This window comes from Streptomyces sp. NPDC102283 (genome assembly GCF_044766265.1).
In the GTDB taxonomy this organism is placed as follows: domain Bacteria; phylum Actinomycetota; class Actinomycetes; order Streptomycetales; family Streptomycetaceae; genus Streptomyces.
On the sequence record NZ_JBIWLQ010000020.1, the window covers coordinates 1 to 14,436 of the forward strand.

Here is a 14,436-nt window from a genome sequence, read left to right on the forward strand (position 1 = left end):
CCACCAACCAACCAACACAGAACAAACACGCTAACAAAACGGATGTATGGTTTAGAACACAACCCACACCAATGGCCGAAAACAACCACCACCCCGCAGGACGACCGACACTCTCCGGGCCCGGAGGGTGTCGGCGGAGATGCTGATGAAGGTCCGGCCACCTCGCCGTCCGGCGCAAGGCCCGAGAGCGTACGGGCGACAGGTCTGTATAACGTGGATGCACACGCACGACGCCGAAGCCGAAGCCGAAGCCGAAGCCGAAGCGTTCAACTTCAGCGCTCCGCGAAGGCACCTTCAGCGAACCCACACCCCGAAGCAGCCGCCGCAGAAGGCCGTCACAAGCTGACGTCGCGGTGGTAGGCCCACTTCTCCCAAGGACACCTCCTCATGAGTTCGCCGCAGGACCTCGAAGTCCCTGACGCCCTGGTCGCGTCGTACACGAGCAACGGGAACGAAGAACAACGCACCTGGATCGCGCAACTGCCCGCATTGGTGGCAGAGCTGCTCGACCGATGGGAACTGGAGCGCGATGGCGGCACCAGGTCCGGCGAAGCGTCATTGGTAGTGCCGGTGCGCCGCAGAGGCGAGGACGGTGCCCTCGCCGCGCTCAAACTCCAGATGCCCCGCGACGAGACGACCGCCGCGCTGATCGGGCTGCGGGCGTGGAACGGCAAGGGCATCGTGCGGCTGCTCGACCACGACCCCGAGAGCAGCGCCATGTTGCTGGAACGCCTGGACGGTTCACGCACCCTGGCTTCCGTCGAGGACGACGACGTGGCCATGAACACCTTGGCCGGACTCCTGGCCCGGCTGCACTCCGTCCCGGCCCCCGAGGGCCTGCGCGGCCTCGGTGACATCGCGCGCGACATGCTGGCGTCCGTGCCGACGGCCGTCGCCGCCCTACCGGACCCCGAGGACCAGCGGAGACTGCACGGCTGGGCATCAGCGGTCACCGAGTTGGCCGGCGAACCCGGCGACCGGATGCTGCACTGGGACCTGCACTACGACAACGTGCTCGCCGCCGAGCGCGAGCCGTGGCTGGCCATCGACCCCGAACCCCTCGTCGGCGAACCGGGCTTCGACCTGTGGCCCGCGCTGGACACCGGCTGGGAAAAGCTCCAGGCCACCGGGGACGCTCGCCGGACGGTGCGACGCCGCTTCGACCTGCTGACCGAAGCGCTCGGGCTGGACCGTCAACGCGCGGTCGGCTGGACCCTGGCCCGGCTGCTGCAGAACACGCTGTGGGACATCGAGGACGGGCGGACCACCATTGGCCACTCACAGACCGCTGTGGCCGAGGCACTGCCCCGCCGCTGAACACTTCACCACCGAGCGCGACACTCCCGAAGGAGGGGACCCGTCGTCGGGCAGGCAGGCAGGCAGGCAGGCAGGCAGGCAGATGATGCGGAACCACCTACCGCTCAACGCGGACTGCCTCAAGAGCACCATCACAAAACGGCCACACTCACCAGCGACGCCCCATCCACCCCATGAAGGGCGGCCACCTGTGCCATCACACGCATAGGCCCACTACCCGCCTGCCGGGCGCCGGTCCGGAAACGACGTCAACCGCCTTCCGCTGCCCCCCGGGGCCCGTCCAGCAGCCCGAGTTCGAGTGCCCTGACCACGGCGTGCGTCCGGTCGCCGACGTCGAGTTTGGCGAAGACCCTCAGCAGGTGCGTCTTCACCGTCGCCTCCGCGATGACCAGTCGGCGGCCGATCTCCACGTTGGACAGTCCGTCCGCCACCGCGCCCAGCACATCCACCTCCCGTCTCGTCAGCGCCACCGGCTCGGGCCTGCGCATCCGGGCCACCAGCCGCGCCGCGACGCGGGGAGCCAGCACGGTCTCACCCCGGGACGCGGAGTGGACGGCATCCACCAACTGCTCGCGGGTGGCGTCCTTCAGCAGGTAGCCGATGGCGCCTGCCTCGACGGCGCGTTCGATCTCCGCGTCGCTCTCGTACGTGGTCAGGATCAGCACCCGGGTCCGGGCGGGCCCGGCAACGATCTCAGCGGTGGCGCTCGTCCCGTCGAGGACGGGCATCCGCAGATCCATCAGCACCACGTCGGGCTCCAGCCGTTCCGCCAGACCGACGGCCGCCCGGCCGTCCTCGGCCTCGCCGACGATCTCGATGCTGGGTTCGTCCGCCAGCAGGGCGACGATCCCGGCACGCATCACCGTGTGGTCGTCCGCCACGAGGATCCGGAGCTTCTTCTGCGCTGTCGGCCCGTGTGTCATCTCAGCCCTGCCTGTCGGTGGGAATCATGGCCAGGACGCGTGTACCGTCGCCGACCGAACTGGTGACGGTGAGCTCGCCGCCGAGCTCGTCCAGGCGCTTGCGCATTCCGTGCAGCCCGAATCCGTGCGAGTCCTCGGTCACGAAGCCCCGGCCGTCGTCGGTGATCTCCAGCTCGATCCCGTACGGCTGCGCGGTGAGGACCACCTCCACCGTGGAGGCCTCCGCGTGCTTGCGGATGTTGGCGAGGGACTCCTGGGTGCAGCGCAGAAGAGCGATGCGGGTCTGCTGGTCGCAGGTGACGTCCGGCAGTTCGAAGGTGACGCCGGTCCCGGTGTCCTCGGCGAACCGGTCCAGGGTCCGTCGCAGGGTGTCCGCCACCGAGCCTGCGGCGACACCGCTCGCCGGGGCGGAGCCGACGAGGACGCGCGCCTCGGCGAGGTTCTCGCGCGCGGTGTTCTCGATCGCGAGCAGGTGCTTCCCGCTCCTGCCCGGGTCGGTCGCCAGACCGGATCTTGCAGCCTCCGCCAGCACGATGATGGACGCGAATCCCTGGGCGAGCGTGTCGTGGATCTCCCGCGCGAGACGTTCGCGCTCGTCCGCCGCCCCCTGGCGGTGGTGTGCTTCGATGAGCCGGAGCCTTGCTTCCTCCAGTTCGGCGCTCAGTCGACGGGCCCGCTCGTCGGCGTCCTCGGTGATGTGGCGCACCCCCAACCCTATGAGCACGCCTGCCGCGTACCCGATGAGCGTGAAGATCACGTTGCCGGTGAAGAACTCCCCGTCCCAGCCCTGCCGTACGACGTTGCCGGCCACGACGCCCGCAGCGGCGAGACCGCTCAGGGCGATCGCGGCACGCGCGCTCGCGCTGTAGATCCAGAAGTGCGGCAGTGTCACCACGAAGAGCGCCGCACCGCCGTCGAGCAGGTACGACATGGCTCCGAGGCCGACGACGAGGACGTACAGGTAGGGGCGGGGGCGCAGGGCGGGGTTGCCGGGGAACAGTCCCACCGCGCCGTACGACAGGGCGAGCACGGCCAGCAGCCCCAGCACCGGCAGGCGCGTCGTCCCGGGTGCGTCGGCGACCGCGAGGGCCGGCGGGACCAGGCCCAGCAGCACCCAGAAGACGGCGTTCCACCGGTGCAGCGAGGGTACGGTCAACGCGGTGTCGGGCTGCGGCCGTTGATTCACCGCGTCAGCCTACTTCCGCCAGGGGCCCGGCGGCGGGTTCCTGCGACCGCCGGACCCGCCCGGCACGGCCGGGACTCCGGGCCGGCCACCAGGCACGCTCACCGAGGAGCAACAGCACCGACGGCAGGACCATGAGCCGGATGACCACGGCGTCCAGCAGGACGGCCACGGCCAGGCAGAATCCCATCTGCTTCATCTCGGTGAGGTGCAGGGCCACGAACGCGCCGAACACCGTCACCATGACGATCGCCGCGCTGGTCACCACCTTGGCCGACCGGTTGATGCCCTCCAGGACCGCCTCGCGGGCGGACATGCCGTTCTGTCTGGCTTCCTGGATCCGGCTGACCACGAACACCTGGTAGTCCATCGACAGGCCGAAGAGGATCACCACGAGGAACAACGGAACCCTGGACGCGATCGCCCCGAGGGAGTCGAAGGCCAGCAGTTCCTCCGCCCACGTCCCCTGGAAGACCAGGACCAGCATGCCGAGCGAGGCGCCGGCGGAGAGCAGGTTCAGTACGACTCCGATCGCGCCGATCACCACCGAGCGGAACGCCCACACGGTCATCAGGAAGGTCATCAGCAGCAGGAAGCCGAGGACCAGCGGCAGTTTGTCGCTCTCGTGACCCACGTAGTCGCGGCCCCGCGCGACGTCACCGCTCACCGTCGTCTCCACGCCGGGCAGTCGGCCGACGGTCGCGGGGATGTGGTCCTGGCGGAGGTGGGTGAGCGACGCGATCGCCTCGGCGGAGGGCGCGGGATGGGGGACCGAGAGCGCCAGCACGCTGATCCGGCCGTCGGCCGACGTGCGGACCGTCGGGTGGACGTTCTCCGGGGATTTCGGGCCCGCCCCCGGGTTCGTCAGGTCTCTCGCGTCCTCCACCTCCTCCTCCGCGTCCTCCACGGTCTTTGGGCTCTCCGGGTTCTCCGGGGCCTGGGCGAAGAGAGGGTCCGCCTGGACTCGTCGGCCGAGATCCTCCAGGGCCTGCTTCACCTGTGCCGCCTGCTCCGGCGTGGAGCGGGTGACGACCTCGTGGGTGACGAGGAGTTCGGGGAAGCTCTCGGTCAACCGGTCGTAGACCCGCATGGCCGGGATGTCGCGGGAGAAGGTGTCCTTTCCCGGGTCGATCAGTTTCAGACCCAGCGCGGGCACGGCCAGACCCAGCATGACGAGGACCGACAGGCACAGGGTGAGAGCGGGACGGGTCCGGGCCGGGCGCAGCAGAGCGGCGAACACCCGCCCCGTCTCCGGCTTCCCGGCCCGGGCCGGCTTGCCGCGCGCGGCCCGGCGGGCGGCCCTGCGGGGAGCGAGCCGGTCGGTGCGGCGGCCGATGACGACCAGCAGCGCGGGGAGCACGCTGAGCGAGCTGACCACGGCGACGGCCACGACGAGGATGGTCCCGGTCGCCAGTGAGGAGAAGATGACGTCCGTGGCCAGATACAGGGTGGCCGTGGAGACGATCACGGCAAGACCCGAGATCGCGATGGCCCGGCCCGCTGTCGCCGCCGCCAGTTCCACGAGGGCTTCCGGGCCGAGCCGCCCGTCGGCGCGCGCCCGTTCCTCCCGTTCCCGCTTCAGGTAGAAGAGCGTGTAGTCGACGCCGACCGCCAGACCGATGAGGAGGATGAGGTTCGTCCCGACCCCCGCGTCGGGCATGACGTGCGAGGCGACCATGGACAGTCCGATCGCCGCGGCGATCGAGGAGAGTGCCAGCAGCAGCGGCACACCTGCCATGATCACCGAGCCGAACACGATCAGCAGGGTGATGACGGTGACGGGCAGGCTGATGCGTTCGGAGAGCGCGAGATCCTCATCGCGCTGGTCGTTGACGCCCTTGCTGATGGCGGGGGATCCGGTCTCCTCCACCACCAGGTCCGGGTGGTCGGCGCCCACCGCCGCCGTCTGCTCCAGGAGCGGTACGACGTTCTTCTTGCCCTCCAGTTCGGGTCCGTTCAGGACCACCGAGACCAGCAGGACCTCGCCGTCCTTCGAGCGGACGGGAGCGGCCACGCTCTCCACTTCGGGCAGCTCCCGCATCCGCACGGTCACGTCGCGGGCCGCCGCACCGGCCGCTGCCATGTCCAGCTCCCCCGACCTGGCCCGGATCGTGATCCGCTCGGTGGGGGAACGCTCCAGGCCGCCCTCGGTCGCCGTCGCCTCGGCGCGTCCCGCCTCGCCGACCCAGAAGTCCTTGGTGGTGGCCTCGTTGGTGCCCAGCGCGATGCCGGCCGCGAGCCACAGGGCGACGAACGCGAACCAGCCGGCGATCGCCCGCCCGGCGTGCCGGGCGCTCCATCGGGCCATACGTACAGGTAGGTGTCTCATGGCGGAAATCCTGGCCGCAGGGGTGCGGCGCCCGACACGTCCTGCCGACTGAACCTGTTGTCCACCGACCGGTGGACAAAGGAGCCGCCGGGGGCCGCCGGGTCAGACGGCCGTGTTTGCCTCCGGCTGCGCGAGAAGAGTCCTGAGGCGGCGCATCACGTCGACCTGGGCTGGGTTGTAGAGGTCGGTGATCGCTCTGCCGATGGTCTGCTCGGTGTGCTCCGGGCCGCGGGGGGCGTCCGAGGAGAGATCGCCCAGTCCGGGGTGTTTCACATGCAGTGCGCGGACATAGGGCACGAGGCGTTCCGCGAGGTCTTGGCGCTTCGGTTCGTCGGCGTCGGCAGGGAGGTCGTCGAGTTCCAGGGCGACCGCGTCGGGGTCCTGGCGCAGCATGTCCGCGTAGGCGTCCATGCCGCTCGGGCCGAGGATCGTGCCCAGGACGGTGACGAACGAGCGGTCCGGGTCGGGCAGTTCTGCGGGGTCGTCCGCCTCCGCGAACCGGAGTGGCAGATCGGTGGCCGCGGTCTTCTTCAGCAGTGCCGCGACCTCCACGCGGGCCTGTTGGAGGCGTTCGATGGTGGCGGCCAGTTCGGCGTCGAGGGTCTGCAGAGCGTCCCGGGGGTGCTCGTGGTCGCGCAGGGCGGCGATCTGGGCCAGGGAGAATCCGAGGGCCGTGAGGCGTTTGACCCGCAACAGCCGGACGAGGTGGGTGACGCCGTACTGTTTGTAGCCGTTGGAGCGCCGCTCCGGCTCGTCGAGCAGCCCGATGTCGTGGTAGTGCCGCACCGTCCTCAGGCTGGTGCCGGCGAGCTCCGCGATCTCGCGGGTGCTCCACGCCATGATGGGTCTCTCCCTCGGCAGCCGGTGGTGTCGGCGCGGTCGCGCCGAAGGGGTCCAGTGGAAACCATGCCGCAGCGGCATGGTCAAGTGCGGGGGTGCGGGATGGGGCGCACCTGGCCCCCGGCAGCGTACGGGCACGTCGCGCCGGGAAGCGCAGGGTGTCCCTCCCACCTCAACCGCGGTGTCCTTCTTCCCCCGCTGTTCGGCCGGGGAAGAAGGACACGGAACGGGCGCGGACGCTCGTCGGCGGGCCCCGGTGGGGAGTTCAGAGCACGCAGGTGGTGCTTTCGGACGGGGTTCGCAGGTGGATGAGATAGTCGGCCACGGCCTTGTTGACGCAGGCGTTGGCCCCTGACGCGGCGATGGTGTGCTGCTCCCCCTTCACGGTGAGCAGGCTGCCGTCGAGGGTCTCGGCCAGGTTGACGCCCGCCTGGTGCGGGGTGCTCGGGTCACCGGTGATCGAGATCGTCAGCGTGGCGGGCAAGCCGTCGACGCGGTCGGGGAAGGGGTACGTGGTCTTCGGCTCGGCCGGCCAGAACTCGCAGGTGTCCCTGGCTCCTTCGGTACCGGTGCCGGGGTCGACGAACGGCGCCGACCTGTAGATCCTGCCCCGCATCTCGACCGCTTGCTCGGGGGTCATGCGTGCCTCGTCCATGCAGGTGATGGCGTAGTTGGCCACGTCGAAGTTGCTGCCGCTCCCATCGGGGCCGCGCCCGCTGAAGGCGGCGGAGATGGCCAGGAGTTGTTCGGGGTTGCCCGACCGCACCTCGGCGATGCCCTTGGTGATCTTCGGCCAGACAGCTTGGTAGTAGAGGCCGGAGATCACGGCGTCCATGAGGTCGTTGTACGTGAACCGCATCCCCTGCCCGTAGGTGAGCGGCTTGTCGAGCAGCGGGCGGGCGATCTTCTGGAACTTCTCGGTCGCTTGCCCGGGATCGGCGCCCAGGGGGCAGTCCTTGCCGGCGGCGCAAGCCCCGGCCATCTTGTCGAAGGAGCGTTGGAAGCCGATGTACTGGGACAGTCGCCGCTCGCTCCCGAGGTGGGGATCGACGGCGCCGTCGAGGACCATGCCGCGTACGTTGCCCGGGTACCGCTCGGCGTACAGCGCTCCGATGCGGGTTCCGTAGCTCTGGCCCAGGAAGTTCAGCTTCTTCCCGCCGAGGGCGGAGCGCAGGAGGTCCATGTCGCGGACTGTGTCGCGGGTGCTGACGCTGCCCAGGTTCTGTTCGCCTCCGGAGCCCCGCGCGCATTTTGCGACGAGTCGCTCGGTGTCCTCCTCGGTGAAGCGACCGGCCGTCAGGACGAGTTCGGTCCGTACGTCACCGGCGAGATAGTCCTCCTTGCCGAAGCAGCTGATCGCCGGTTCGGACGCTCCGACGCCACGGGGGTCGAATCCCACGAGGTCGAAGCTCTCGGTCACGGGGCTCTTCGCCAGAGCCGTGCCGGTCTGCGCCGCGAAGTTCTGGCCGGTGCCGCCGGGGCCGCCCGAGTTGAGGAGCAGGGGCCCCTTCGACTTGCTCCGTGCGGGAACCCGGAGCACCGCGATCTGCCCCGTCCTGCCGGCGGGTTCGCTGTAGTCCAGCGGCACATCCAGCCGGGCGCACTGGAGACGGGGATCCGCGAAGGCCTTTTCGTCCGCCGGAGTGGTGCCGTACCCCTTGCACGAGCCGAATGCGAGGTTCTGGTCGTAGAAGCGGTCCAGCTCACCGGGTGCTTTCGTCGAGGCTTTCGCCGACTGCGAGGCGTCGGACGTGCTCGGGCTGCAGGCTCCGACGAGAAGCAGCAGCGGCACGGCCACCGCGATCGTCATCGGACGCAGTCGGGTCGGCAGGTGGGACAACGTCGCTCCTCGTGGGGGCTGTATGGGGGATGGGGCAGGGCGTGGGGCCGTGTGCGGCGGGCCTGCTCCCGTCGGGCCCGCCGCGCGGGCGGGAACCGTCACGAGGGGCCGTCGTCCCGGTCCGAGGCCGCGCAGGCACGGGCGAGAACAGCGGTCATCTCCGGGAGCAGGCCGGCCACGGGGTCGTGGGTCAGTTCGGTCATCCGCAGGCGCCCGCCGATGCTGACGACACCGAGGACGTGCTCCCCTCGCACCTGGGTGATCTGCGCGGGGCCCCAGAGAGCCGTGACGGACGACGGGACCGATCCATACGCTTCCGCCGCACCGAGGTTGGTGATCTGGATGTCGGCCGCTGTGACCGCGACCATCATCGCCTCGGCGTCCTCGGGGGTCTCCGGTGGGCTCTCGGAGAGAGCCGCGGAACCTGCCCGGAGCGCCTGCGGTGCGCGTTGCCTCGCGAGCGACGCGTGGTGCCGCCGGGCGAGGTCCCAGAAGTCGTCGGCCTGCGTCGCCTCACTCGCCGTCCGAGCCCCGGCGAAGCGGTTGGCGACATCGTCGGGCAGGCCGGCCGCGCGGCGCAGGTCGACCGGACTCAGCACCCGCACGAAGTCGCGGCCCCGCCGGTGGAACACCGTGGAGGCGGCGGAGCAGAGAGCCGCGTGCACCGACGTGCCCTCCGTCCGGCAACGGCCGACGAGCCTCGTGGTCAGTTCGCGGTCCAGGGCAAGGGCGGACACGTGCGGCAGCGGCGCGGAGAACGGGACGAGCTCTCCGGGTGCGCTCATACGCTCGTCCTCGGCCGGTGAGACCGCGGGAGCCGCGGCGTCGCCGATGTCCGTCCGGACGTCGAGGCCGGCGAGGAGGTCCTCCTGGGCCCGCGGTACACCGTCGGCCCTCTCGCGTTCGCCGCCGTCGAGAGCCTCGATCAGCTCCAGCAGCACCCGTAGGCCGCCGACTCCGTCGGTGATCTGGTGGGCGAAGGTCAGCACGACGGAGCAGTCCGCGTCTCCGGGGATCAGGACAGCTCGTAGCAGGGGGCCCGGTTCCGGCGGAATGGGGCAGGTCTGTTCGGTGGCCACGACCGCCTGCCACGGGGTGCCCGCGGCACGGGTCGTGACGTCGACGGCGCCCTCCACCGAGCGGTACAGGGTTTCCACCGCGCTGCGGTCGACCGAGGCCGCGAGCAGGGGATGCCGCTCCTGGAGGCGCGCCAGCGCCCGGGCCAGCGTCACCGCCGATACCTGCCGGTCGATGCGGGCCACCAGGGAGAACTGGACAGGATTTCTGTGCATATAGAGATCGATGGTCTTCTCGAATGCGCCGAGCGCGCGCAATGCCGTTCCCCGGCTGATACTGGTCGTCACTTCCCCGCCCTTTCCGAATGATGTCGTCGTGTGTGCTCGGGCTGGTCAGGGCTCACGGATCAGCCGTTTACTGCTCCGCCGGAAAGCCCAGGCGGCGACAAGCGCGGCCACAATCGTCAGTGGGGTGCCCATGGCGACCTTCGCGAACGCCAGCCAGCCGGTGAAGTCGTGGACGTAGAGCCACTGCTTGACGACGAATCGGCCGCCGAACACGATCGCCGCGGCCAGGGTGGCGATGTCGTGCGCCCGCAGCACCACCGGGTCCTCCCGCCAGGCGTGCTCGCCGCCGTGGAGGAGGTTCCAGGCGGCACCGGTCAGCGGCCTACGGATCAGGAGCGAGCCGAGAGCGGCGATGAATCCGGCGAGGGCCGCCCAGATCCCGAGCAGGAAGAAGTCCTTGGCCGAGCCGGTCAGCGCGACGATGCCCGCGGCGAACGCCACACCGGCGAGCCCGCCGACCGCCGAGGCGAAGCGCTCGCCTCGCAGGAGGCGCACCACGGTGAGCACCACGCCGGTGGCCATGGCCACGGAGATGGCCACCGCTGTGGTGCCCAGGGAGTTTCCCACCACGAAGACGACGACCGGAATGGTGGAGTAGACGAATCCCGCCGGGCCTCCCATGGATTCGAGCACGGTCGGTTTCGGATCAGGACCCGGCGCGGATGCCAAGGGTGCGGCGGACTCCTGAGGAGCGCTGCGGTCACCGTCCAGAAAAGTCATGAAGTTCTCCTGGGTAGTCGGTTCCAGGACCGCCCTGAAATCGAATGCAATCCCTTTCCCCAGGTCGTCCCGTTTCCGTCGACCGACGCCAGGGCTTGGGTATCAAAGGGCGTTTACCTCGTCGATTCCAGGCGAAACCCGTGACGTTACGGCACAGTTCGACAAAGGGGAGGTCGCGCGCGTCGCACGGCGGAGCCCTGCCCCACCGATGGGGCCCGCCCGGGCGGGCGGCACGCGCACCGCAGTCGTCAAGTGACGCTCGGGCCGCAGAAGTTCTTCGGTCGGAAGCGTTGACGAAACATTCCACGTGGCTCTAGCTTCATCGCGTCGTACTTCGTACGTCATATATGAGACGCGATACGCGAGATGTGAGAGCCCGTCACCCATGACCTTCGCCCCTGCCCCGATCCCGTCCCGGACCCAGTACGTGCTGGAGGCCATCAAGCACGCCATCCTCACCGCGCAGTTGAGACCGGGACAGGCGCTGGTGGAGACCGAACTCGCCGCGCAGTTCGGGGTGTCGAAGACTCCGGTACGCGAGGCGCTCAAGACGCTCGCGGGCACGGGGCTCGTGGTGATGAGCCAGTACAAGGGCGTCACCGTACGCCTCGTCGACGCGACCATGGCCCGGGAGGTGTACGACGTCCGCCTCCTGCTGGAACCGGAGGCGCTGCGCCGCTCCATCACCCGGGGCGCCTCGCTGGAGGAGGCCCAAGAGGCCCTGGAACGGGCCGACTCGGCGGCCGACACAGCAGACAGGTCGCTGGCCAACAGGGACTTCCACCGGGCCCTTTACCTGCCGTGCGGCAACCCGCTGCTCTCCCGGATGCTCGACGAGGTTCGCGACCAGGCGGCGCTCGTGTCGACCGTGGCCTGGTCGGCCGTCCCCTCCTGGGAGCGCGAGGCGGCCGAGCACCGAGAGATCCTGCGGCTCGCCCTCGCCGAGGACGCGGAAGCCGCCGCCGGGGCTCTGCACCACCACATCGCGTCGTTCGTACGCCGCGCCTTCCCCGACGACGAAGACGGGGGCGGCGCCGCGTGAACCGCCCGCTGGACACGCTCCACCAGCACCTCGACGAAAGGCCAGTCCGCATGGACCACTCTCCGCTGAAGGCGGCCCTCGCAGACGTCGTGGCGATCCCGGTGACACCGTTCGCCGAGGACGGAAGCATCGACACCGCGACCTACCGCGCCCTGACGCGCAGGCTGCTCGACGGCGGCATCCGCGTCGTCACCCCGAACGGCAACACCGGGGAGTTCTACGCCCTCACCCCGGACGAGCGGCGTCTGGTCACCGAGCTGACCGTCGAGGAGGCCGCGGGGCGCGCCACCGTCCTGGTGGGCGTCGGTCACGACGTGCCGACCGCGGTGGCCGCCGCCGAGCACGCCGCCGAGGCCGGTGCGGCGATGGTGATGGTGCATCAGCCGGTCCATCCGTACATCGCGCAGGAGGGATGGGTCGACTACCACCGGTCGATCGCCGAGGCCGTGCCGCAGCTCGGCGTCGTCCCCTACATCCGCAGCCCGCGGCTGGCCGGCGAGCGGCTCGCCGAACTCGCCGACGCCTGCCCCAACGTCGTGGGCGTGAAGTACGCGGTCCCCGACGCGGCCCGCTTCGGCGCCTTCGCCCGGGACGCCGGCCTGGAGCGGTTCGTCTGGATCGCCGGCCTCGCGGAGCTGTACGCCCCCTCCTACTTCGCCACCGGCGCCACCGGCTTCACCTCCGGTCTGGTCAACGTCGCCCCGGCCGTCTCCCTCGACATGCTGGAGGCGCTGCGGGCCGGGGACTACGTGGCGGCGATGAAGGTCTGGGAGCGTATCCGCCGCTTCGAGGAGCTCCGCGCCGAGGAGCAGTCCGCCGACAACGTCACCGTCGTGAAGGAGGCCCTGTCCGCGCTGGGGCTCTGCCGCCGTGAGGTACGCGCTCCGAGCCGGGTCCTGCCCGAGGGCCGCCGCGCCGAGGTCGCCGGGCTGACAGCCGAGTGGTCCCTGTGACCGGCGCGTCCACCCGGGGCCCGGGAACCGGCCGTATCGCGCCCGAGGAGCTGCGCAGCCACCGGTGGTTCGGCACGGACGGGCTGCGGTCCTTCAGCCATCGGGCCCGCACCCGTCAGCTCGGCTACCTCCCCGAGGAGCACCTCGGCAAGCCGGTCATCGCGGTGCTCAACACCTGGTCCGACATCAACCCCTGCCACAGCCACCTGCGCGAACGGACACAGGCGGTCAAGCGGGGGGTGTGGCAGGCGGGCGGGTTCCCGCTGGAATTCCCGGTCTCCACCCTGTCGGAGACCTTCCAGAAGCCGACCCCGATGCTCTATCGCAACCTGCTGGCGATGGAGACCGAGGAGCTGCTGCGTTCCTACCCCGTCGACGGGGCCGTGCTGCTGGGCGGCTGCGACAAGTCGACGCCCGCGCTGCTGATGGGCGCCGCCTCCGTGAACCTGCCGACCGTCTTCGTGCCCGCCGGGCCGATGCTGCCCGGGCACTGGCGCAACGAGGTCCTCGGCTCCGGCACGGACATGTGGAGGTACTGGGACGAGCGGCGGGCCGGGACCATCGGCGACTGCGAGATGGCCGAGCTGGAGAACGGTCTGGCCCGCTCCCCCGGCCACTGCATGACGATGGGCACCGCCTCCACCCTGACGGCCGCCGCCGAGGTGCTGGGGGTCACCCTGCCGGGCGCCTCGTCCATACCGGCGGTCGACTCGGGGCACGAGCGGATGGCCGCGGCTTCGGGGCTGCGGATCGTCGACCTCGTCATGCGACAGGTGACGTTGTCGCAGATCCTGACGCCGGAGGCGTACGAGGACGCCGTCGCCACCGTTCTCGCGCTCGGCGGCTCCACCAACGCCGTGATCCACCTGATCGCGATGGCGGGCCGGTCCGGCGTGAAGCTCACCCTGGACGACTTCGACCGGATCGCCCGTACGGTGCCCGTCCTCGCCGACCTCCGGCCCGGCGGGCGGTACTTGATGGAGGACTTCCACTTCGCCGGTGGTCTGCCCGGCTTTCTGGGGCGGCTCACCGACGTACTGCACCTGGACCGGCCCACGGTCGCACACACCACTCTGCGCGAGCAGCTCGACGGTGCCCCCGTCCACAACGCCGACGTCATCCGCGAACGCTCCGACCCACTGGCCGGGGAAGGCGGGGTGGCGGTGCTGCGTGGCAACCTCTGCCCGGACGGGGCCGTCATCAAGCACATCGCCGCCGAGCCGCGCCTGCTGCGCCACACCGGGCCCGCCGTCGTCTTCGACGACTACCGGGAGCTCCAGCGCACAATCAACGACCCGGCCCTGGAACTCACTCCGGACCATGTGCTCGTGCTGCGCAACGCCGGGCCCCAGGGCGGCCCCGGCATGCCCGAGTACGGCATGCTGCCGATCCCCGACTACCTGTTGAAGCAAGGTGTGCGGGACATGGTGCGGATCTCCGACGCGCGGATGAGCGGCACCAGTTACGGGGCGTGTGTCCTGCACATCGCGCCCGAGTCCTTCGTCGGCGGGCCGCTCGCCCTCGTCCGCACCGGCGACCTCATCACCCTGGACGTCGAGGCCCGGCTCCTGCGGCTCGACGTCGACGACGAGGAACTCCAGCGGCGCAGGGCCGCCTGGTCCCCGCCACCCGCCCGCTACGGACGGGGCTACGGGGCGCTGTACCAGGACCAGATCACCCAGGCCGACACCGGATGCGACTTCGCGTTCCTGGCCCGGGAGGGAGAAGTGCCCGACCCGTACGCGGGATGAACCGGGTCCCATGAACGCACGCGGGCCCCGTGAACGCACCCGGGTCCCGCGACCCTACGCGGGCTCCGTGACCGTACCCGGGCGGAGCCTGCGAACGTCCTTTTGCACCGCTCCCCCGGGTCGCTCCAGCTCTTCGCAGCAAGCGCTTTCACAACCAACGGCCAGCAGGCCCGA

11 protein-coding genes are annotated in these 14,436 nt (G+C 70.3%); 4 read left to right on the forward strand and 7 right to left on the reverse strand.

Going from position 1 to position 14,436, the window contains the following annotated elements; genetic code table 11:
• Positions 1–387: 387 nt before the first annotated feature.
• Positions 388–1,317 (forward strand): aminoglycoside phosphotransferase family protein, encoded by a 930-nt coding sequence (locus tag ACIRJT_RS31080; protein WP_403915690.1) that lies wholly within the window; start codon positions 388–390, stop codon positions 1,315–1,317.
• A 248-nt stretch (positions 1,318–1,565) separates the two neighbouring features.
• Here the strand turns inward: ACIRJT_RS31080 and ACIRJT_RS31085 are convergent, their stop codons facing one another.
• The 7 genes from ACIRJT_RS31085 to ACIRJT_RS31115 form a co-directional block, all read right to left on the reverse strand.
• Complete coding sequence (locus tag ACIRJT_RS31085) at positions 1,566–2,240, reverse strand: response regulator (protein ID WP_403915692.1); 675 nt, start codon at positions 2,238–2,240, stop codon at positions 1,566–1,568.
• Between the two features lies 1 nt (position 2,241).
• The gene (locus ACIRJT_RS31090) at positions 2,242–3,426 is read right to left on the reverse strand and encodes a sensor histidine kinase (protein ID WP_403915695.1); all 1,185 of its coding nucleotides are present in this window, start codon (positions 3,424–3,426) and stop codon (positions 2,242–2,244) included.
• A 4-nt stretch (positions 3,427–3,430) separates the two neighbouring features.
• Positions 3,431–5,752: an MMPL family transporter gene (locus ACIRJT_RS31095; RefSeq protein ID WP_403915698.1), complete on the reverse strand. Its 2,322-nt coding sequence runs from the start codon at positions 5,750–5,752 to the stop codon at positions 3,431–3,433.
• Between the two features lie 102 nt (positions 5,753–5,854).
• Entirely contained in the window at positions 5,855–6,592 is a 738-nt protein-coding gene (locus ACIRJT_RS31100) for a MerR family transcriptional regulator (RefSeq protein WP_403915700.1), read from the reverse strand.
• Between the two features lie 265 nt (positions 6,593–6,857).
• On the reverse strand, positions 6,858–8,432 hold the full coding sequence (locus ACIRJT_RS31105) for an alpha/beta fold hydrolase (RefSeq protein WP_403915703.1): 1,575 nt from the start codon (positions 8,430–8,432) through the stop codon (positions 6,858–6,860).
• Positions 8,433–8,530: 98 nt separating this feature from the next.
• The gene (locus ACIRJT_RS31110; RefSeq protein WP_403915705.1) at positions 8,531–9,796 is read right to left on the reverse strand and encodes a peptide synthetase; all 1,266 of its coding nucleotides are present in this window, start codon (positions 9,794–9,796) and stop codon (positions 8,531–8,533) included.
• Between the two features lie 45 nt (positions 9,797–9,841).
• A complete protein-coding gene (locus tag ACIRJT_RS31115; RefSeq protein WP_403915707.1) occupies positions 9,842–10,516 on the reverse strand; it encodes a DUF3159 domain-containing protein in 675 nt (224 codons plus the stop codon).
• A 385-nt stretch (positions 10,517–10,901) separates the two neighbouring features.
• Between ACIRJT_RS31115 and ACIRJT_RS31120 the strand changes: the two genes are divergently transcribed.
• The 3 genes from ACIRJT_RS31120 to araD are packed head-to-tail and all read left to right on the forward strand — an operon-like array spanning position 10,902 to position 14,262.
• Positions 10,902–11,558, forward strand: a complete 657-nt coding sequence (locus ACIRJT_RS31120) for a GntR family transcriptional regulator (RefSeq protein ID WP_403915710.1) — start codon at positions 10,902–10,904, stop codon at positions 11,556–11,558.
• A 50-nt stretch (positions 11,559–11,608) separates the two neighbouring features.
• Positions 11,609–12,511 (forward strand): dihydrodipicolinate synthase family protein, encoded by a 903-nt coding sequence (locus ACIRJT_RS31125; RefSeq protein WP_403915713.1) that lies wholly within the window; start codon positions 11,609–11,611, stop codon positions 12,509–12,511.
• Positions 12,508–14,262 (forward strand): L-arabinonate dehydratase, encoded by a 1,755-nt coding sequence (gene araD / locus ACIRJT_RS31130; protein ID WP_403915716.1) that lies wholly within the window; start codon positions 12,508–12,510, stop codon positions 14,260–14,262. The genes ACIRJT_RS31125 and araD overlap by 4 nt, the downstream gene beginning before the upstream one ends.
• The last annotated feature ends 174 nt before the right edge of the window (positions 14,263–14,436 follow it).

What these genes read in the sequence shown, in the direction of transcription:
- ACIRJT_RS31080 (WP_403915690.1), top strand. Translation starts at nt 388, where the DNA reads ATGAGTTCGCCGCAGGACCTCGAAGTCCCTGACGCCCTGGTCGCGTCG.
- ACIRJT_RS31085 (WP_403915692.1), bottom strand. Translation starts at nt 2,240, where the DNA reads ATGACACACGGGCCGACAGCGCAGAAGAAGCTCCGGATCCTCGTGGCG.
- ACIRJT_RS31095 (WP_403915698.1), bottom strand. Translation starts at nt 5,752, where the DNA reads ATGAGACACCTACCTGTACGTATGGCCCGATGGAGCGCCCGGCACGCC.
- ACIRJT_RS31100 (WP_403915700.1), bottom strand. Translation starts at nt 6,592, where the DNA reads ATGGCGTGGAGCACCCGCGAGATCGCGGAGCTCGCCGGCACCAGCCTG.
- ACIRJT_RS31115 (WP_403915707.1), bottom strand. Translation starts at nt 10,516, where the DNA reads ATGACTTTTCTGGACGGTGACCGCAGCGCTCCTCAGGAGTCCGCCGCA.
- ACIRJT_RS31120 (WP_403915710.1), top strand. Translation starts at nt 10,902, where the DNA reads ATGACCTTCGCCCCTGCCCCGATCCCGTCCCGGACCCAGTACGTGCTG.
- ACIRJT_RS31125 (WP_403915713.1), top strand. Translation starts at nt 11,609, where the DNA reads ATGGACCACTCTCCGCTGAAGGCGGCCCTCGCAGACGTCGTGGCGATC.